This is a genomic window from Sphingomonas sp. MS122 (genome assembly GCF_049532975.1).
Taxonomy (GTDB): Bacteria; Pseudomonadota; Alphaproteobacteria; order Sphingomonadales; family Sphingomonadaceae; genus Sphingomonas.
The window spans coordinates 2,861,368-2,880,319 of the sequence record NZ_CP186695.1; the positions used below are offsets into that span (position 1 = coordinate 2,861,368).

General features: G+C 66.5%; 16 protein-coding genes. 12 read left to right on the top strand and 4 right to left on the bottom strand.

The features are described 5' to 3' along the window. Positions 1–420: 420 nt before the first annotated feature. Positions 421–1,473: a LysR family transcriptional regulator gene (locus tag ACO227_RS13845; RefSeq protein ID WP_423602426.1), complete on the bottom strand. Its 1,053-nt coding sequence runs from the start codon at positions 1,471–1,473 to the stop codon at positions 421–423. Between ACO227_RS13845 and ACO227_RS13850 the strand changes: the two genes are divergently transcribed. The 8 genes from ACO227_RS13850 (at position 1,472) to ACO227_RS13885 (ending at position 9,772) form a co-directional block, all read left to right on the top strand. Beyond that, positions 1,472–2,593: an MFS transporter gene (locus ACO227_RS13850; protein WP_423602427.1), complete on the top strand. Its 1,122-nt coding sequence runs from the start codon at positions 1,472–1,474 to the stop codon at positions 2,591–2,593. The two genes, ACO227_RS13845 and ACO227_RS13850, sit on opposite strands and share 2 nt — an antisense overlap. Before the next feature lie 122 nt (positions 2,594–2,715). Continuing rightward, the gene (locus tag ACO227_RS13855) at positions 2,716–3,375 is read left to right on the top strand and encodes a hydrolase (protein WP_423602429.1); all 660 of its coding nucleotides are present in this window, start codon (positions 2,716–2,718) and stop codon (positions 3,373–3,375) included. Between the two features lie 62 nt (positions 3,376–3,437). Then, positions 3,438–4,274, top strand: coding sequence for an alpha/beta fold hydrolase (locus ACO227_RS13860; protein WP_423602431.1), 837 nt, complete (start codon positions 3,438–3,440; stop codon positions 4,272–4,274). Positions 4,275–4,294: 20 nt separating this feature from the next. After that, the gene (locus ACO227_RS13865; protein ID WP_423602432.1) at positions 4,295–4,492 is read left to right on the top strand and encodes a DUF1427 family protein; all 198 of its coding nucleotides are present in this window, start codon (positions 4,295–4,297) and stop codon (positions 4,490–4,492) included. Beyond that, entirely contained in the window at positions 4,489–6,426 is a 1,938-nt protein-coding gene (locus tag ACO227_RS13870) for an amidohydrolase (protein WP_423602433.1), read from the top strand. Before ACO227_RS13865 ends, ACO227_RS13870 begins: the two co-directional genes overlap by 4 nt. 3 nt (positions 6,427–6,429) lie before the next feature. Continuing rightward, complete coding sequence (locus tag ACO227_RS13875) at positions 6,430–6,837, top strand: DoxX family protein (protein ID WP_423602434.1); 408 nt, start codon at positions 6,430–6,432, stop codon at positions 6,835–6,837. Next, the gene (locus tag ACO227_RS13880) at positions 6,834–8,405 is read left to right on the top strand and encodes an MFS transporter (RefSeq protein WP_423602435.1); all 1,572 of its coding nucleotides are present in this window, start codon (positions 6,834–6,836) and stop codon (positions 8,403–8,405) included. The genes ACO227_RS13875 and ACO227_RS13880 overlap by 4 nt, the downstream gene beginning before the upstream one ends. Beyond that, entirely contained in the window at positions 8,402–9,772 is a 1,371-nt protein-coding gene (locus tag ACO227_RS13885; protein ID WP_423602437.1) for an alginate export family protein, read from the top strand. Before ACO227_RS13880 ends, ACO227_RS13885 begins: the two co-directional genes overlap by 4 nt. Here the strand turns inward: ACO227_RS13885 and ACO227_RS13890 are convergent. Continuing rightward, on the bottom strand, positions 9,769–10,698 hold the full coding sequence (locus tag ACO227_RS13890; RefSeq protein WP_423602439.1) for a LysR family transcriptional regulator: 930 nt from the start codon (positions 10,696–10,698) through the stop codon (positions 9,769–9,771). The genes ACO227_RS13885 and ACO227_RS13890 overlap by 4 nt on opposite strands. Positions 10,699–10,817: 119 nt before the next feature. Here ACO227_RS13890 and ACO227_RS13895 point away from each other — a divergent pair, with 119 nt between their 5' ends. Next, entirely contained in the window at positions 10,818–11,516 is a 699-nt protein-coding gene (locus tag ACO227_RS13895; RefSeq protein ID WP_423602440.1) for a pirin family protein, read from the top strand. A gap of 118 nt (positions 11,517–11,634) precedes the next feature. Here the strand turns inward: ACO227_RS13895 and ACO227_RS13900 are convergent, their stop codons facing one another. After that, on the bottom strand, positions 11,635–12,102 hold the full coding sequence (locus tag ACO227_RS13900) for a hypothetical protein (RefSeq protein WP_423602442.1): 468 nt from the start codon (positions 12,100–12,102) through the stop codon (positions 11,635–11,637). A gap of 223 nt (positions 12,103–12,325) precedes the next feature. On the opposite strand from ACO227_RS13900, the gene ACO227_RS13905 reads away from it, so the two are divergent. The 3 genes from ACO227_RS13905 to ACO227_RS13915 all read left to right on the top strand — a co-directional run bounded on the left by ACO227_RS13905 (position 12,326) and on the right by ACO227_RS13915 (position 17,255). After that, positions 12,326–13,357: a sensor histidine kinase gene (locus ACO227_RS13905; protein WP_423602443.1), complete on the top strand. Its 1,032-nt coding sequence runs from the start codon at positions 12,326–12,328 to the stop codon at positions 13,355–13,357. Continuing rightward, positions 13,354–14,148, top strand: a complete 795-nt coding sequence (locus ACO227_RS13910; protein WP_423602444.1) for a LytR/AlgR family response regulator transcription factor — start codon at positions 13,354–13,356, stop codon at positions 14,146–14,148. Before ACO227_RS13905 ends, ACO227_RS13910 begins: the two co-directional genes overlap by 4 nt. 170 nt (positions 14,149–14,318) lie before the next feature. Continuing rightward, complete coding sequence (locus ACO227_RS13915; protein WP_423602446.1) at positions 14,319–17,255, top strand: TonB-dependent receptor domain-containing protein; 2,937 nt, start codon at positions 14,319–14,321, stop codon at positions 17,253–17,255. Between the two features lie 147 nt (positions 17,256–17,402). Here the strand turns inward: ACO227_RS13915 and ACO227_RS13920 are convergent, their stop codons facing one another. Continuing rightward, positions 17,403–18,947, bottom strand: coding sequence for a DHA2 family efflux MFS transporter permease subunit (locus ACO227_RS13920; protein ID WP_423602447.1), 1,545 nt, complete (start codon positions 18,945–18,947; stop codon positions 17,403–17,405). Between the last annotated feature and the right edge of the window lie 5 nt (positions 18,948–18,952).

Genomic DNA, 18,952 nt, shown 5'->3' on the forward strand with positions numbered 1-18,952 from the left:
TCTCGCCCGTATAGAGCCTGGCGCGCGACGTTTCCGTCAAGGAAGGTGAAATTTCTGCAGAGCGATGGCGCACGGGTTTTAGTGAGAGCAGAAAGTCTGGCCTCGGCCCGCGAGCAGTTAGGCCGTTTTCACATGGACTGCCTGTCGGCGGTGCGCCCCCATTGCGGTGGTTCCAGCAGGCGGCGGACAATCCGAAACCGGCCGTTCGGTCAGCTAGCGCGGGAATGTCCGCAATCGGGTGGAAAGCAGTCAGAGCCAAACGCCGCTTAGCGCCATGCCGGCTACGAGAGAACACAATGCTCCCCAGACCATCGCAGTGACCCCGAGGATATCGCAGGAGCGGAGGTTCACCCCACGTCGCAATCCCACCTAGCATCGCTAGTGGCTTGCTGAAGTCGCCATTCTAACCAGCAACTTGAATCAGGGCGTCACCAGGTGCTCTGTGAGAGCATCCAGGAAGAGACGTAGCTTGGCGGGCAAATGGTGCCGGCTCGGCATCACGGCCCACACCCCCGGGTCGGGCAACGCCGCATCCGCAAGAGCGATGGATTTCAAACGGCCAGCCTCGACGTCGCCGCGTACGTTCCACTCCGACAAGCGAACGATGCCCAGGCCTTCGAGGCTAGCCTGAAGCAGCGCCTCGACACTGTCGGCGACGAAGCGGCCGCTGACCGCCTGCCGCACCGATCGCCCACTTCTGTCGAACACCCAGTGCGTTGTTCCAGGCGTGGTCAGGCATTGATGGTGATGCAGGTCCTCCAGCAGTGCCGGTGTGCCATACTCCGCCAGATAGGCGGGTGCGGCATAGAGATGACGCGGATTGCCGCCGAGCCTTCGGGCGATCAGTCCATTGTCCCGCAACTCGCCGATACGCAGCGCAACGTCGATACCGCGTGCGGCGATGTCGACGATCTCGTCGCTCAGGCGCAGCTCGGCTCGCAAGCGCGGATGCGCTCGAAGGAATCCGGCGAGCATCGGCGTGACCACCTTGCGGCCGAAGGGCACAGAGGCCGCGATGCGGATTACGCCCGAAACGCCGAGAGAGCCCGGAACCGCCGCCGAGCGCCCCTCCTCGGCGTGGTCGAGCATCGCCTCGGCATGGGGCAGGAAAGCTTCGCCCTCGGGCGTGAGGGAGAGCGAGCGCGTGGTGCGATGTACCAGCCGTACGCCGAGCTCGGCTTCCAGAGCGGCGAGCCTGCGCGACGCCGCTACCGGCGACAGGCCGAGCCGCCTTCCGGCGGCTGAAAGGCTGCCCCGGCGTGTGGCCTCGACGAGCACGGCAACGTCGGCAAGTTCGATCATATCACCGGATGATAAGCTGGCTTCACAAACTGCGCTACTTATTACCGGAAACGAGAAGGTCCAGAATGGTGTCCGACGCATATTGGAAAAGGAGTTTCTCGTGACCACCATCGCACGAAGCACGAAAGCACCATCCGGCGGCGCGCTTGGGCAAGGGCTGATCTTCTCCATGGCGGCCGCCGCCGGGCTTGGCGTCGCCAACATCTATTACAACCAGCCGATGCTAGGACTGATCGAGCGCGAGTTGCCCGACTGGCGCACCGCGCTGGTGCCGACGGTCACGCAGATCGGCTACGCTGCCGGGCTGTTCCTGCTCGTGCCGCTCGGCGACCTGGTGGAGCGCAAGCGGCTTATCGTCGCGCAATTCCTGCTGCTCGCAGCGGCGCTCGCCGGCGCCGCGATTGCTCCCGGCACCGTGACGCTGCTCGTCGCCTCGCTCGGGATCGGCATCTTCTCGACCGTCGCGCAGCAGATCGTGCCCTTCGCCGCGCACCTTGCCGCGCCCGCGCGCCGCGGTGCCACGGTGGGCACGGTGATGTCCGGCTTGCTTTGCGGCATCCTGCTCAGTCGAACACTTGCCGGACTGGTCGCCACGCACTTCGGCTGGCGGGCGATGTTCCTGGTGGCCGCGCCCCTGGCGGCGGCAACGGGGCTGTGGATGGCGTCTCGCCTGCCGCGCAGCGCGCCTGACGCCACGATGGGCTATGCGGGATTGCTGCGCTCGCTGGTGCATCTGTGGCGTGAATTTCCGGCGCTGCGGATCGCCGCACTTACCCAGGCACTGCTGTTCGCCGGGTTCACTGCCTTCTGGACCGTCCTCGCCTTCCGCCTGCAGGAGCCGCGCTTTGGCCTGGGAGCGGATGTCGCTGGTCTGTTCGGCATCGTCGGCGCGGTCGGCGTCATCGCTGCCCCGCTCGCGGGTCGAGTCGCCGATCGGCGCGGGCCGCATCTCGTGATCATCGCCGGTACGGTGCTGGCGCTCGCCTCCTGGCTGATCTTCACGCTGTGGACTGGGATCCCGGGCCTGATCGCCGGCGTGATCTTGCTCGACTTCGCCGTCCAGGCGGTGCTCGTCTCGAACCAGCATATCGTCTACGCGCTTCGCCCCGAAGCGCGTGCCCGGCTCAACACGCTGTTCATGGGCGCGATGTTCCTGGGTGGCGCTGCAGGGTCGGGGGCAGCCACCACGGCATGGACCGGCCATGGCTGGATCGGCGTCACCCTGCTCGGTGCAGCGCTGACCGCGCTTGCCGCGCTGCTCCAGTTGGTGGCCCGCTCGCGACGCGCCTGAACCCTGTTCAACTTTCTGGAACAAATCGACAGATTTTATCTGCCTGCATCGGACTGTGCGATGCGGATAGACCGTTGCCCAGCCGGAACGCTCCGGCGCGAGACACCAAGAGGGAACCGATCATGACCATCACCGCCACGCCGACTCCGGGCAAGTCGCTGCTCAACGCGAACGATCACACGCTCGTCCTGATCGACTTCCAGTCGCAGATGGCCTTCGCCACCAAGTCGATCGCGCCCGAGCTGCTGCGCAACAATGCCGCGCTCGTCGCCAACGCCGCTGCCGGCTTCAACGTCTCGACCATCCTGACCACCGTCGCCGAGAAGAGCTTCTCGGGCCCGATGTTCAGTGAGGTCACCGATGCCTTCCCGGGCAAGAAGCTGCTCGACCGCACCTCGATGAACACCTGGGAAGATGCCGCGGTGATCGACGAGATCAACCGCATCGGCAAGGAGCGTCTCGTTTTCGCCGGCCTGTGGACCTCGGTGTGCATCGTCGGTCCGGTGCTCTCGGCGATCGACCAGGGCTTCGAAGTCTATGTCATCACCGACGCAAGCGGCGACGTCTCCGAGGAAGCGCATGAGCGCGCGGTCGAGCGGATGGTCCAGGCCGGTGCCCGCCCGATCACCTCGCTCCAGTATCTGCTCGAGCTGCAGCGCGACTGGGCGCGCGGCGAGACCTATGACCTGACCACCGGCATCGCCCGCAAATGGGGCGGCGCGTACGGCCTGGGCATCACCTACGCCAAGACGATGTTCGGCGCTTCCGAAGGCGGCCACTGATCCATCCGGCCGGCGTCTCCGCACCGCCCGGCTCCACCGACGACACCAAAAAGGAACTTCCCATGAGCACCATCACCACGCAGGACGGCACCGAAATCTTCTACAAGGATTGGGGTCCCAAGGACGCCCAGCCCATCATGTTCCATCATGGCTGGCCCCTCTCCTCGGACGACTGGGACGCGCAGATGCTGTTCTTCCTCGCGAACGGCTTCCGCGTCGTGGCGCACGACCGCCGCGGGCACGGCCGCTCGGCGCAGGTCGATTTCGGCCATGACATGAACCATTATGCTGCCGATGCCGCAGCGGTCGCCGAGCATCTCGACCTGCGCAACGCCATCCATATCGGGCACTCGACCGGCGGCGGCGAAGTCGCTGCCTATGTCGCCCGCTACGGCATCCCGCAGGGCCGCGTCGCCAAAGCCGTGCTGGTAAGCGCCGTGCCGCCGATCATGCTCAAGACCGACCGTTATCCGGGCGGGCTGCCGATCGAGGTGTTCGACGGATTGCGCAGCGCGGTGGCAGCCAATCGCTCGCAGTTCTTCCGCGACCTGCCGGCCGGTCCGTTCTACGGCTTCAACCGCCCCGGCGCCGACGTCAAGGAAGCGGTGATCGACAATTGGTGGCGCCAGGGGATGATGGGCAGCGCGCTCGCCCATTACCAGGGCATTAAGGCCTTCTCCGAGACCGATCAGACCGAAGACTTGAAGGCAATCACCGTGCCGACCCTTGTCCTGCACGGAAACGACGATCAGGTGGTGCCGTACAAGAACGCCGGGGTGCTTCAGGCCGAGCTGCTGCCGAACGCGACGCTCAAGATCTACGAGGGTTATTCGCACGGCATGTTGACGGTGAACGCCGAGGTGCTGAACGCCGACCTTCTCGCCTTCATCCGCGGCTGACGAGAAAGGGGGACGGCATCATGAAGCCCTATCTTCTCTCGCTGGGCGCGGGGCTCGTCATCGGCATCGTCTATAGCCTGATGGGTGTCCGTTCCCCCGCACCGCCTGTAATCGCATTGATCGGGCTCGCTGGCATCCTTGCCGGCGAGCAGATCATTCCTCTTGCCAAGCGGCTGGCCGCGCCTGCGACCGCCGCCAGCACTCAGGCCGAGCCATGACCCGAATCACCCGCCGCGGCGCGCTCGCCGGCGTCGCCACCACTGCCCTGCTGACCGCAACCGAGAGCTTCGCCATGACCGAGACCCAGCCCGACCTGATCCTCGTCAACGCCAAGGTGACGACGCTCGACCGCGCCAACCCGGCCGCCGAGGCGGTGGCGATCCGGGACGGCAAGTTCCTGGCGGTGGGCAGCGAAGCCGAGGTCCGCGCCGCAGCGCGGGCAGACGCGCAAGTGATCGACACCGAGGGCCGCCGGCTGATTCCGGGGCTCATCGACAGCCATATCCATGTGATCCGGGGCGGGCTGAACTACAATATGGAGCTGCGCTGGGAAGGCGTGCCGTCCCTCGCCGACGCAATGGCGATGTTGAAGAAACAGGCCGAGAACACACCGCCACCGCAATGGGTGCGCGTGGTGGGCGGCTTCACCGAGCACCAGTTCGCCGAGAAGCGCCTGCCGACGCTCGACGAGATCAACGCTGCTGCGCCCGAAACCCCGGTGTTCATCCTTCATCTCTACGATCGCGCGCTGCTCAACGCGGCAGCCTTGCGCGCGGTGGGCTACACCAAGGACACACCCAATCCGCCGGGCGGCGAGATCGTTCGCGACGCTACCGGCAATCCCACAGGCCTGCTGCTCGCCCAACCCAATGCGACGATCCTCTATGCCACGCTCGCAAAAGGCCCGAAGCTGCCCGAGGAATATCAGCTCAATTCGACGCGGCACTTCATGCGCGAGCTCAACGGGCTCGGCGTCACTTCCGTGATCGACGCCGGCGGCGGCTATCAGAACTATCCCGACGACTATCAGATCATCGAGAAGCTTCATGCCGACGGCCAGCTGACGCTGCGCATCGCCTACAATCTCTTCACCCAGAAACCCAAGGAGGAGCTCAAGGATTTCGCCACCTGGTCGACCAAGGTGAAGCCGGGCGACGGCGACGACAGCTATCGCCATAATGGCGCGGGCGAGATGCTCGTCTATTCGGCGGCCGACTTCGAGGATTTCCGAGTCGAGCGGCCCGAGATGCCCGCCAACATGGAAAGCGATCTCGAGCCGGTGATCCGGCTGCTCGCCGAGCGGCGCTGGCCATGGCGGCTCCACGCCACCTACGACCAGACGATCGGCCGCGCGCTCGACGTCTTCGAGAAGGTGAACCGCGACGTTCCCCTTCAGGGTCTCAACTGGTTCTTCGACCATGCCGAGACGATCAGCGAGCGCAATATCGACCGCATCGCGGCGCTGGGCGGCGGCATCGCCGTGCAGCACCGCATGGCATTCCAGGGCGAGTATTTCGTCGAGCGCTACGGCGCCAGGGCCGCAGAGGCCACGCCGCCGATCCGGCGGATGATGGAAGCCGGCGTGCCGGTCGGCGCCGGCACCGACGCGACGCGCGTCGCGAGCTACAATCCCTGGGTGTCGTTGTCCTGGCTGGTGACCGGCCGCACCTTGGGCGGCCTCACGCTATACCCCGTGCGCAACCGGCTCGATCGCGAGACCGCGCTGCGGCTGTGGACCGAGCGCAATACCTGGTTCTCCAGCGAGGTCGGCAAGAAGGGCCAGATCAAGGCGGGCCAGCTTGCCGATCTCGCACTGCTCTCGGGCGACTATTTCAGCGTGCCGGAAAGCGAGATCGTTCACCTCCGCTCGGTCCTGACGCTGCTCGGCGGCAAGGTGGTGCACGGCGAAGGAGACTATGCCGGCATCGCCCCCGCGCTGCCGCGGCCGATGCCCGACTGGTCGCCGGTGGCAACCTTCGGCGGCTACCACCGTGCCCCCGAGACGGCACAGAAGCTTGCCTCGGCGTGCAGCTGCCATTCTGCGTGCGGTGTGCACGGGCATGACCATGCCGCCGCGCTTGGCGCCAATGTTCCCGCCGCCGACGTCCAGAGCTTCTGGGGCGCGCTCGGCTGTGGCTGCTGGGCGGTCTGAGCCATGGCCCCCGCGCCCGTCACGGCCCTGCTCGCCAGTCGTCGCTTCGCCGCCGCTGCGGCGATCCTGCTCACCATGCCTTATTGGACAAGCGGCATTGCCAAGCTCGCCGACTGGAATGGCGCGGTGGCCGAGGCGGCTCATTTCGGGCTCCAGCCGGCCCTCGCGATCGCCGCGCTGACGATCCTCGTCCAGCTCGGCGGATCGCTGCTGGTGATCGCAGGGCGATGGGCTTGGCTCGGCGCGGGCGCGCTGGGCGTATTCACCGTGCTCGCCACATGGATCGCGCACCCGTTCTGGACCGTGGTCGATCCCATCGCGCGCTTCCACGAGCGCAACACGTTTCTTGAACACGCCGGGCTGGTCGGCGGGCTGATGCTCGCGGCGATCGTCCAGGGAAAGAATCGATGACCGCCGCCAGCGAGAAGCCGCTCGCCAGCCCCGTGTTCCGCGCGCTGTGGATCGCGACCGTGGTATCGAACATCGGCACCTGGATGCACGACGTCGGCGCCGGCTGGCTGATGACCTCGCTCTCAACCGACCCCCTGATGGTCGCGCTGGTGCAGGCCGCGACGACGCTGCCGATGTTCGCGCTGGCGCTGCCTGCCGGCGCGCTCGCCGACATCGTCGACCGGCGCAAGCTGCTGATCAGCGCGCAGCTGTTCGGGCTGGTCGCGACCGCGATCCTGGCGCTGACCACGTTCGGCGGGATCACCACCGCCTGGGTGCTGCTTGCGCTTACCGCGGCGATCGCGGTCGGCGCGGCGCTGTCCGCGCCGACCTTCCAGGCCATCGTGCCCGAGCTGGTGCCGGGCAAGGCACTCCAGCAGGCGGTGGCACTCAACAGCCTGGGGGTGAACATCGCCCGTGCGATCGGTCCGGCATTGGGCGGTGCGATCATTGCGGCGGCCGGCACGGGGGCGGTGTTCGCGCTCAACGCGGTTTCGGTGCTCGGCGTCATCGCAGTGCTGGTGCGCTGGCGCCGCGACGTGCCGCAGCGGCATTTGCCCGCCGAACATTTCCTCGGCGCAATGCGTGCAGGCGTGCGCTACGCGCTCCAGGCGCCCGAGCTGCAAACCGTGCTGATCCGCTCGGTCGGCTTCTTCCTGTTCGCGAGCGGCCTGTGGGCGCTGCTGCCGGTAATCGCGCGGCGTGATCTCGGCCTTGGTCCGGCAGGCTATGGCGGGCTGCTCACCTTCATGGGGCTGGGCGCGATCGCCGGCGCGCTCCTGATGCCGCGCATTCGAGGGCGGCTCGGCGCCAACCGCACCACCGTGGCGGCCTCGCTGCTGCTCGCTGCCGCCATGGCCGGTTTGTCACTGGCAGGCAGCTTCCTCGCTGCCGCCGCCGCGCTGACGGCCGGCGGCTTCGCCTGGATCGCGATGATGGCCTCCCTCAACGGCGGCGCCCAGGCGAGCTCGCCTGCCTGGGTCAAGGCGCGCGCGCTGGCGCTCTACCTGCTCGTCTTCCAGGGATCGATGACGGCCGGCTCGACCCTCTGGGGCGCGACCGCCAGCCGGATCGGCGTGCCTGCCACCTTGCTTCTCGCCGCCGCGTTGCTCGCCCTCACGACTCTGGCGCTCGCCTGGCGGCGTCCGCTCGACAGCATGGCGAAGCTCGACCTTGCGCCGTCGCTGCACTGGCCCGCGCCGCTGGTCGAGGGCGCCGTGGAGCATGACCGCGGCCCCGTGCTCGTGACGATCGAGTACCGGATCGACCCGTCGCGAGTGGCCGAATTCTTCGCCGCGATGCAAGGCATGCGCCGTATCCGTCAGCGTGACGGCGCGATTCACTGGGGCGTGTACGAGGACGCCGCCGAGCCCGGCCTGGTGCTCGAGACCTTCACCCTTGAAAGCTGGCTCGAGCATCTGCGCCAGCACGACCGGGTGACGAATGCCGACCGCGTCCAGCAGGAGGCGGTGCGCGCCTTCCAGCGCGATGCCACGGCCCCCGTGGTACGCCATTTGATCGCGCGATGATCCGAACGCCGATTCTCGCCGCGCTGCTCATCCTGTCCGTTCAGGCGCGCGCGCAGGTCGAGCAAACCAACACGCGTTACGACGAGGACTGGTCGCTGCTGCGCGATTCCCCGAAACGTGATGCCGACTGGTGGCACCGGCTCAAGGATCGCCCGATCGACCCTGACGGCGCGGTGCGGGTCACGCTCGGCGCGGAAGCACGCGCCCGCTACGAAGGGCTCGACAACAATCTCTGGGGCCAGCCGCCTTCGCCCGATGATGGCTATCTCTGGCTGCGGCTGATGCCACTGGCCGATGTCCGTGCCGGGCCGGTGCGCGCCTTCGTCCAGGGCATCGCCGGCTATGCTGTGGGGGTGGGCGCCGGCGCCGGGCCGACCGACGAGACCGGGGTCGACCTGCTCCAGGGCTTTGCCGATCTTCGGCTTCCCCTTGGCACGCGCGCCACGGCGACGCTACGTGCCGGCCGCGAGCTGGTGGCGCTGGGTTCTGAGCGGCTGGTCGGGCTGCGCTACGGCCCCAACATTCCCCAGCCTTTCGACGGGGTGCGGCTGATGCTCGACCGCGGCGGTGCCCGGCTTCAGGCCTTGCACATTCGTCCGGTGGCGATCCGCCCGGGCGATCTGGACGATCGGACCTCGCCGACCCGGTCGCTCGACGGACTCTATGTCACGCTGCCGATCGCTCCCGGCGCCCAGGCCGACTTCTACTGGCTGCGCTATGGCGACGCCTCCGCGCGCTTTGCCGGCCTGACCGCGCGCGAGCGGCGCGACACCTACGGCATCCGCCTGTTCGGCACGCGCGGGAGACTCGGCTGGAACTGGGAAGCGATGCTGCAGCGCGGCCGCTTCGGCGATGCCGAAATCCGCGCTTGGTCCGTCGCGAGCGAGACGAGCTATGCCTTCCCGCAGGCGACGCTCGCCCCCCGCCTGCGGCTACGCGCCAACATTGCCAGCGGCGACCGCGATCCTGGCGACGGGCGGCTCGAGACGTTCAACGCGCTCTTCCCCAAAGGCAAGTATTTCGGCGAGCTGTCGCCGATCGGCCCGCGCAACATCGTGAACCTCCATCCGAGCCTCGATGTCGATCTCGGCCGCGGCGTGACGGGGGAGCTTGCCGGCGCCGCCTATTGGCGTGCCAGCCGCGGCGATGGCGTGTATGACGTGTCGGGCCAACTGATCCGCGAGGCAGGCGGCAGCGATGCGCGCCATATCGGCAACCAGCTTGAGCTGTCGTTCGGCTGGCAGGCGAGCACGATCCTGTCCTTCTCCGTTTCGGCCTCGATCTTCGCTCCGGGCGACTTCCTGCGCGAGACCGGTTCCGCGCGTACCATCCGCATGTTGGGCGCGGAGACGATGCTCCGCTTCTAGATGTCGGTCATCCCCGCTTCCTCGACATCGTCGCGGCCGAGAGCGACGAACTGGTCGAGCAGCCAGGATGCCGCAGGACCTGGCGGCGTGTCGCGCCGCCACACCCCCGCAAAGCGATAGGTGCCGCCCGGATGATCCGGCATCGCCAGCCGGCTGAGGGTGCCTGCCACCAGATCCGCCTCGATCATCGGCAGCGGCATGTTACCCCACCCGATCCCTTCACGCAGCAAGGCGTGCTTGGCGCCCAGATCGGCTAGCCGCCAGGTCTTGGGGCTCATCACCGAATAATCCTGCCCCTCGGTGAAGCGCGAGCGGTCGGTCAGCACCAGCTGCGTATATTCGCGGCCCGCACCAGGCGCGATCCGTTCCATCCGGCCGAGCGGGTGGTCGGGCGCGGCGACCGGCACCATCGGCACCGATCCGGCTGCGATGCACTCGACGCCTTCCACGCCGGCGGCGAGTGGTCCTGAAATGCCGATCGCCGCCGTCCGATCCAGCACCATTGCGGTAATCGCACCCAGCGCCTCGACGTGCAGGCGCAGCGACACGGTGGGGAACTCCCGCGCGAACGCCCGCAGCACCTGACCAAGCCGGCTACTCGGCAGCATCACGTCGACGGCGAAGTCGACCTCTGCCTCCAATCCGTCATGTAGCCCCTTCACCTTGGCGCGCAGCCCGTCGATGCCTTGCGACACCGCCCGCGCCTCGGCAAGCACGGCGCGGCCTGCCACGGTCAGCTTCGGCTTGCGCGTTCCTTCGCGATCGAACAGCGTCAGCCCCAGCTGTGCCTCCAGATTGGCAATGCCGTAGCTGATCACCGAGACTGCGCGGTTGAGCTTGCGGCCCGCACCCCCGAAGCTGCCTGTGTCGACCACCGCCAGAAAGATGCGGAGCTGGTCCAGCGTCGGCGTGCCCGGATTGCTCACTATTCCAGTCTCTCGAATGTTTCGGATGGGTTTATCCCACTGAGCGGAACGAACGGCAACCTCTAGATCATGTCGCACGAGGCGCTTCGAGGCCGAAGACGCCCGCGAGGAGACTCACCATGATCGAACTTCGTCCTTTCGACAGCCTCGGCGGCGCCAATCACGGATGGCTCGACGCCAAGCACCATTTCTCCTTCGCCGACTATCACGATCCGGCGCGTGCACGCTGGGGCAATCTGCGCGTGTGGAACGACGACACGATCGCGCCGAAAACCGGTTTCCCCCCGCATCCGCATCGCGACATGGAAATCATCACCTATGTCCGCGAGGGGGCGATCACGCATCAGGACAGCCTGGGCAACAAAGGCCGCACCGAGGCGGGCGACGTGCAGGTGATGTCCGCCGGGACCGGCGTCACCCACTCCGAATACAATATGGAGGATGTGACCACCCGGATCTTCCAGATCTGGATCATTCCGACCCGCAATGGTGAAGCCCCGCAATGGGGCGCCAAGCCCTTTCCCAAGGGTGATCGTTCCGGGCATTTCGTCACGCTTGCCTCGGGCTACGCAAGCGACGGGGACGCGTTGCCGATCCGCGCCGATGCCCGCGTCGTCGGGGCGACCCTCAAGGCGGGCGAGACTGCCGAATATCCGATCGGCAAGGACCGCAAGGCCTATCTGGTGCCGGCGGTGGGCGCGGTCGAGATCGAGGGAGTGCGGGTGAATGCTCGCGACGGCGCGGCAGTCCGCGACCTCGACACGCTGGTGGTCACCGCGATCGAGGACAGCGAGATCGTCCTCGTCGATGCAGCCTGAGAACTGGCGGGGCGCCCCTTATGGGGGCGCCTCGCTCCTTCGAGGAGACAAGGCATGATCCGCTTTCGCGACGCCCCAGACTGATCCACCCGAACTCAAAAATGGGTATCGGCAACAATCAACGGCTGAGCTTGGCGAGCGTGGCGACTGAATGAGACGCGATGAGGGCCAGCGGGATGCCGACCAACACGATGTGCGGAAAGAGCGACATGGCAATCTTGATCGCATCGGTCTGCGGATGGATCGTTGGCCAGCGTAACGGCAGCACGACGAAGTACATGAATACGTACAGGGCCAAGCCATATCCGGCGCCAGCCAGCCACGGCGACACGGCACCCAGTTTCGTATGGGTAACGAGCAGGAAATAAGCCGCGACCATCACGGTCATGATCGCGAAATGCACTGCCAGGCCGAGAATCGCGCCGCCCGCGCCCCAGCCATTGGCTGCCTCCCCGAACGGTCCCGAAGCCACGCCGCGCAAGACCATGGCGGCGGTTCCGCCCTTCAGCATCACCGTCAAGATCGCATAAGCGATGTCCAGCGTCCCGCAAACGAACACTGCGACCGACAATTGTTTGAATGGCACCGATATCCTCCCGCCTAAAGTCGCGCGACAGTGCCGGGCAGTTCGAAATTGGACATTGGCCTGCGGGCGAACGTCGAGTTCCTGCGGGGCAACGTCCGTGACTTCAGGCGCACGCGCTGGCATAGCGGCCGGACTGGGGTTTCAAAACGTGCCGGACCGCGCTTCGCCTGTAATTCTCGACGAACTGCCCGCCGCAGCCGCCTCTCCGCCTATTCGCGGCTTGATGACGATGAGCGCCGTGTTCTGGATCTCCAGCTTCGCCGCGCTGGCGCTGGGCGACGTGTCGCGGGCGCCGGATCGCGTGCTGGCGATCGTTGGGATGCGTACCGCGCTGACCGTGCTCGGCATGGGCTTCTGTCTTCTGATCCACCTGCTGTTGCGGCGCCTGCACCACCGCTCCTTTCGCTATCGCGTCATGGCGCTGGTGCTGGTTGCGCCGCTCTGCGCCGAGCTGTTCGCTTGGGCCAATTATTTCGCGATGAAGGTCGCGTTCGGCGTGCCCGTGCACGTCCCGGCGGTGGACGTGTCTAGCGTGATCAGTGCAGTGATGCAGTTCACCTGGCTTTTCCTGGCTTGGGCCGGATTTTACTTCGCGCTCTATTATTCGGCCGAGGCAGAAGCGAAGGAGCGCCGCGCCGGCGAGCTGCGTGCGCTTGCGCAACAGGCACAGCTTCAGGCGCTGGCCTACCAGATCAATCCGCATTTCCTGTTCAACAGCTTGAACGCGGTCTCCGCCCTGATGCTCGATGGCCGGATCGCCGACGCGGAGCAGATCGTGACGCGGCTGGGGCGCTTTCTGCGGCATACGCTGGCGCTCGATCCCGCATCCGCCATCACATTGGGTCAGGAAGTCGCAATTCAGCGCGAGTATCTCGCGATCGAGCAGCAGCGCTTTCCCGATCTGGCCGCCGAGTTCCACATCCCGGACGCGCTCGTCAACGCACGGTTGCCGGCGCTTTCGCTGCAGCCCCTTGTCGAGAACGCGGTGAAACACGGCGTCGCGCGATCGGCGCCGCCAACCTGGATCCGGATCGCCGCGAGCGTCGGCGGCGAGCAGCTGGAGGTCGCGGTCGAGAATGGCGGTGGTGCGCAGGCGCAGGGGATGGCGAAGCCGGAGGGGGGCGGAGTCGGGCTCGCGAATGTCCGCGAACGGCTGGCGCGGCATTTCGGTGAGCGCGGCCGGCTCGCCGTCGGGTCGCTCGAGGACGGCTCGTTCCGTGCGGTGATCTCGCTGCCGTTGAGCATCCCTTCATGATCCCGCTCACGGTCATGACCATCGACGACGAGCCTCTGGCACTGCGCCGGCTCGAGCTTGCCATCGCCGAGGTCCCCGGTTTCGTCCATGTGGCGGAGGCTGACGGATGCGGGGCCGGCCTGTCGCGCTTCGAGGAATGCCGCCCCGACATCGTCATCGTCGACATCAAGATGCGCGACGGCACCGGCTTCGACTTCATCGACCGGCTGAAGGCGGTGCGCTCGCCGGCGATCATCTTCGCCACGGCGTTCGATCATTTCGCGGCGCGCGCGTTCGAAACGCCGGCGGTGGACTATGTCCTGAAGCCGATCGAGATTCCGCGACTGCGCGCCGCGCTGCACCGTGCCCGGGCGCGTCTGGCCGACGGCGCGGCAGCAACGACCATTGCCGAGCTACGTGCCGTGGTGGCGAATCTGCGCCGCGCGGCGCCCGGATCGGTCGCAGGGCCGGGCGAACGGGAAGTGTGGGTCCGCAGCAACCGGGGCATGATGACGCGGGTTGCGATATCCGACATCCGTTTCGTCACCAGCGAGGACGACTATGTCCGGCTGCACCTTGCCGACCGGTCCTTCCTGGTCCGGATGTCGATCCGCGCGTTCGCCGAGCAGGTTTCGGCCGAGGAATTCATCCGGGTCCACCGGCGTGCGCTGGTGCGGCGTTCGGAGATCGTCGACGTGGCGCGAGCCGGATCGCGCATCAAGGCCGTGCTGGCGGATGGCCGCACTGTCGAGGCGGGCAGGATCTACGCTCGCAGCCTGCTCGACATGACGCGACGCGCCCGGCTCGATTGATCCGGACGCTCGCCGTGCCGATCACGACGTTCGCCGCATAACCGCGACGTTCGCCCGGCACGCTGGCCGTCTCGCCCGCAACGGCGTTGTTCGACGCCGCCACCGGTCGTCTTGATCGATCCCCAATGCCCGGAGACCGGATTTACCGGCGGGCAAAAAGGGAGGGTTAAATGACTAGGACCGGCTTTCGTCGCGGCTTGAGCGGCGCCGCATTGCTTGCACTCACCGCGGCGCTGGCGCAGCCCGCAGTTGCGCAGGACACCGTCGAGCCCGCGCGCGCCGACGACGTGCTTCCCCAGGACGATAGCCAACCGGCCGGCGGAGGCGAGGAAATCGTCGTCACCGGATCCCGCATCGCGCGGCCCAATCTCGAAAACAGCACGCCGACCCTGGTCGTCGATTCCGCGCTGCTCAACCGCCAGGGGTTCGAGAACGTCGCCGATATCGCGACCTCGCTGCCGCAGTTCGCGCCGGCGTTCGGCGGGGGGCGCACCACCTCGTCCTTCTCCGGGGCGACCGCTTCGGGCCTCAACACCACCAACCTCAGGAACCTGGCGCCGATCCGCAGCGTGGTGCTGATCAACGGCCGCCGCGTACCGGGGGGCACGCCGCTCAGCACGGCGGTCGATTTCAATACGCTGCCGACCGCGAACATCGACCGGATCGAGATCATCACGGGCGGCGCCTCCGCCGTTTACGGTGCCGATGCGGTCGCCGGCGTGGTCAACATCATCACCAAGCGCGATTTCCGCGGTTTCCAGGCGGGGGCCAGCTACGGCATCGCCGAGCGCGGCAACAACGAGAACCCGAACGGCTATGTGATGTTCGGTACGGGCCTCGGCGAGAACGGGCATGCGCTGTTCACGCTGCAATATACCTATGAGGGCCTCGTCTCCTGCGCCGACTCCTATATCTGCAACACCGATATCCGTTACAACGACCCGGCCGAGGGCCCGGTGCGCGCGCCCGACGGTGGACTGACCGGCGTGCCACCCTATTCCGGTGTCGTGCCGGGCGGGCGCTTCTTCATCGGTTCGGGAAGCCTGACCCGCAATCTTTCGACCGGGCAACTGCAGACCTTCAACCTCGCCCGGGACGGCTTCAACCGCAACCCGGAACGCACCCTCGCGATCCCGACTCGCCGGATCATGTTCGCGGCTGAAGCGGACTATCGGGTGTCGGATTCGATCACTGCCTTCGCCGAATTCAACTATGGCCGCTCATCGACCGATGGGCCGATCGAGGCGGCGCCGTTCCAGGGCACCACCAACGTGTTCGGCGGCCAGCCCGGCGTGCCCGGCCTGCCCGTGACGATCCCGGTCGACAACCCGTTCTTCCTGGCCGCGACGACGCCTGCCCAACGCGCCGCGCTGACCCCTGCGCAAATCGCGAATGGCATCGACTGGTCGCAGCGTTTCTCCGAATTCGGCAGGCGCGGCGCCACCAACGAGCGCAATACCATCCGTGCCGCCGCCGGCCTCAGGGGCGACTTCACCCTCGGCACGTCCGACTGGCGATGGGAGATATCCTATATCTATGGCCGGACGGAGTTGAATAGCTCCACCGACGGGCTGGTGGGTACCGACCGGCTTTACTATGGCCTGCGGGTCGAGGCCGATCCGGCCAATCCCGGCCGATACCGGTGCAGCGACGCCGGGGCGCGGGCCTCGGGCTGCGTGCCGATCAACCCGTTCGCGCCCTACACCCAGGATCAGATCGACTATCTGGTGGTCAAGGCAGGGCAGAGCGGCATCAGCACCTTGCATGACTTCAACGCGTTCGTGTCCGGCTCGCCCTTTTCGCTGCCTGCCGGCCCCGTCAGCGTGGCGCTTGGCGTCGAATACCGCACCTTCTCCGGGTTTCAGGACACCGACGAATCGATCCAGCGCGGTCTCACGACCGGCAACCAGATCGGCGACAACGAGTTTGTCGAAATCCGCACCAAGGAAGCCTTTGGCGAGCTGATCGTGCCGCTTCTGCGCGACAAGTCGTTCACCAAGAATCTGGAGTTCGAAGGCGGCTACCGCATCTCCGATCCCAATCGCGGCGACAGCTATCAGACCTGGAAGGTGGGCGGGACCTGGGAGCCTGTCGAAGGCGTCCGCTTCCGCGGCGTGCGCGCGCGCGCCGTTCGCGCGCCGACGCCCGGCGAACTGACCGGCCTCGGCCAGACCTTCGGCTCGGTCGACGACCCGTGCCGCGCGGTGAACCGCAATGCCAATCCGACCCGCGCGGCCAATTGCACGGCCGATGGTGTCCCGGCCGACTACGCTCCGCCGCTGTCGGTTCAGCAGAATGTAGCCGGGACGATCGGCGGCAACCCGGATTTGCAGCCGGAACGCGCCGATACCTGGACCTATGGCGTGGTCTTCGCGCCCCGTTTCATGCCTGGCTTTACCCTGACGGTGGACCGGTTCGACGTGAATATCGGCGGATTCATTAACACCGTCGGGCGTCAAGCGAAGGTCAACCTCTGCTATGACACGGCCGACCGGCAATTCTGCGACGACATCACGCGCGGGCCGCGCTCGGAGATTCCCGGCAACTACGCGCTGACGGCGATCGACGATCAATTGCTCAACGTCAGCGAATTCCGCGTCAAGGGCATCGATATTGAGGCGCGGTACTCGTTCGATCCCGGCCTGGCGCTGTTCGATGGCCCCAATCGGCTGACGCTGCAGGTACTGTCGACGATCTACGACAAGGCGGAGCAGACTCAGCCCGACGGGAGCATCACCAAGCTGGACGGCTACGCAGGCGGCGACACCTCGAACCAGGGCTTCCTGCGCTGGCAGGCGACCGGCAACGTGATGTACAATTCGGGTCCGTTCGACTTCACCTACAGCATGCGGTACATTCCGAAGACGGAGGCGAGCCCGTTCCTGGCGAGTTTCCCGAAGATACCCGCCGCCGACTACCACAACATCCGCATGAACTTCGCGGTGACCAAGCAGATGCAATTCTATGTCGGCGTGAACAACTTGTTCGACCGCAAACCCCCGATCGTTCCGGACAATACCTCAGGATCGCAGGCGCAGAACACGATCTCCGGGTTCTACGATGTGTTTGGCCGGTCCTACTTTGCCGGCGCGCGACTGACCTTCTGATTCGGCGCGACGGCCGGCAAAAAAATGCCGGCCTCACCGCGCGGCGGCTGCCCCGGGGGCGGCTTAGCGCCCTCATGGTCGTCGTTCGACCCGTTGTGCGGTGATCCCGAAAGCTGCCGCTTGTGCACGATGCGAGTCCTTGGATCGCTACGCCTTCGCGCGGCGGCAGAAGGGCACCAGCACAAGCGCAGCGACGAACATCAGCGCCATAATGCGAAAGACGTCGTTGAAGGCGAGCGTCAGCGCCTCACGCTGCACCAAGCTGCCGGCGATCGCCTGCGCCCTGAGCAGGGCCTCAGCCGTGTCCGACGTATGTGCGCCGGCCTCCCGGGCAAGTCCCTCGATCAGCTCGCTCCCGCTGCGGCCGGCGACGCCGAGCGCCTCGCCGAGCCGAAGCAGGTGCAGCCGGCTTGCGTCCTGCAGCCAGGTGTTGACGAGGGCAATGCCGATCGCCCCGCCCAGATTGCGCATGAGGTTGAACAGGCCCGATGCATAGCGAAGCTCGGGACCGGCAAAGCCGGTGAGCGCGAGGTTCACGCTGGGGACGATGCACAGCATGATCGCGAAACTGCGCACCGCCTGCGGCCAGAGCAGCGCGTGGAAACCCCATTCGGGGGTCATGAAGCTGAACAGCCAGAGCCCGGCTGCAAATAGGGTAAGGCCGAAGGTGATCATAATGCGCGGGTCGAGGCGCTGCGACAGTCCGGCAGCTACAGGGACCCCAAGCATCTGAACCACGCCTGCGATGAACACCGTGGTGCCGATCTCAGAGGCGTTATAGCCGCGGACGGTGCCGAGGAAGACCGGCACCAGATAGGTTGCGGAATAGATGCCGAACCCGATCACCAGATTGAAGACGCAGGCGAACACGAAGGTCGGGCGACGAAACGGGGTGAGGCTCACGACAGGATTCGAAGATCTGAGCGAGCGCTCGAGGAACAGCAGCATGGCCACAAAGCTGAGCCATGCTCCGATCGCAATCGCGCGGTCTTGCAGCCAGTCGTTCCTCGGCCCTTCCTCGAGCACATATTCGAGGCCGCCGAGGAAGATTGCCATCGCGGCGAGATGCATCCAGTCGATGCGGCGCAGCATGCCGGGATTGGCGCCGTCGACCCGGATAAACAGCACCGCCAGCAAAGTGACCAGCGCGCCGGGCACGATGTTCACATAGAAGATCCAGCGCCATCCCGCGGCGTCGGTGATCCATCCTCCGAGCGTCGGACCGAGGGTGGGAGCGAGCACGGAGACCATGCCGAGGATCGCCGGGATCATCGCCCGCTGCTTGCCCGAGAACATCGCGAATCCGGTGGCGAACACCGTCGGGACCATCGCGCCCCCAACAAAGCCTTGAAGCGCCCGGAAGGCGATCATCGATTCGATGCTCCAGGCCAGGCCGCACAGGGCGCTCGCCAGCGTGAACAGTCCTGCGGAGAGCGCGAACAGCCAGCGGGTCGAGAGGGCTTGGGCGAGGAAGGCGGCGAACGGGATCATCACCAGCTCGGCCATCAGATAGGAAGTCTGCACCCAGCTTATCTCGTCGGCGCTCGCCGAGAGCCCGGCTCGGACCTCATTGAGCGAGGCGGCGACGATCTGGATGTCGATCAGCGCCATGAACTGGCCGAAGGCCATGACGCCGAAGATCAGGAACTTGCGCGCATCGGGCAGCGCCTGCGGATCGATCGTCTGGATCACGGGAG

Excerpts from the sequence above, each read along its gene's own strand:
- ACO227_RS13850 (WP_423602427.1), top strand. The coding sequence starts at position 1,472 with ATGGCGGCCGCCGCCGGGCTTGGCGTCGCCAACATCTATTACAACCAG.
- ACO227_RS13845 (WP_423602426.1), bottom strand. The coding sequence starts at position 1,473 with ATGGAGAAGATCAGCCCTTGCCCAAGCGCGCCGCCGGATGGTGCTTTC.
- ACO227_RS13855 (WP_423602429.1), top strand. The coding sequence starts at position 2,716 with ATGACCATCACCGCCACGCCGACTCCGGGCAAGTCGCTGCTCAACGCG.
- ACO227_RS13860 (WP_423602431.1), top strand. The coding sequence starts at position 3,438 with ATGAGCACCATCACCACGCAGGACGGCACCGAAATCTTCTACAAGGAT.
- ACO227_RS13865 (WP_423602432.1), top strand. The coding sequence starts at position 4,295 with ATGAAGCCCTATCTTCTCTCGCTGGGCGCGGGGCTCGTCATCGGCATC.
- ACO227_RS13870 (WP_423602433.1), top strand. The coding sequence starts at position 4,489 with ATGACCCGAATCACCCGCCGCGGCGCGCTCGCCGGCGTCGCCACCACT.
- ACO227_RS13875 (WP_423602434.1), top strand. The coding sequence starts at position 6,430 with ATGGCCCCCGCGCCCGTCACGGCCCTGCTCGCCAGTCGTCGCTTCGCC.
- ACO227_RS13880 (WP_423602435.1), top strand. The coding sequence starts at position 6,834 with ATGACCGCCGCCAGCGAGAAGCCGCTCGCCAGCCCCGTGTTCCGCGCG.
- ACO227_RS13885 (WP_423602437.1), top strand. The coding sequence starts at position 8,402 with ATGATCCGAACGCCGATTCTCGCCGCGCTGCTCATCCTGTCCGTTCAG.
- ACO227_RS13895 (WP_423602440.1), top strand. The coding sequence starts at position 10,818 with ATGATCGAACTTCGTCCTTTCGACAGCCTCGGCGGCGCCAATCACGGA.
- ACO227_RS13905 (WP_423602443.1), top strand. The coding sequence starts at position 12,326 with ATGACGATGAGCGCCGTGTTCTGGATCTCCAGCTTCGCCGCGCTGGCG.
- ACO227_RS13910 (WP_423602444.1), top strand. The coding sequence starts at position 13,354 with ATGATCCCGCTCACGGTCATGACCATCGACGACGAGCCTCTGGCACTG.
- ACO227_RS13915 (WP_423602446.1), top strand. The coding sequence starts at position 14,319 with ATGACTAGGACCGGCTTTCGTCGCGGCTTGAGCGGCGCCGCATTGCTT.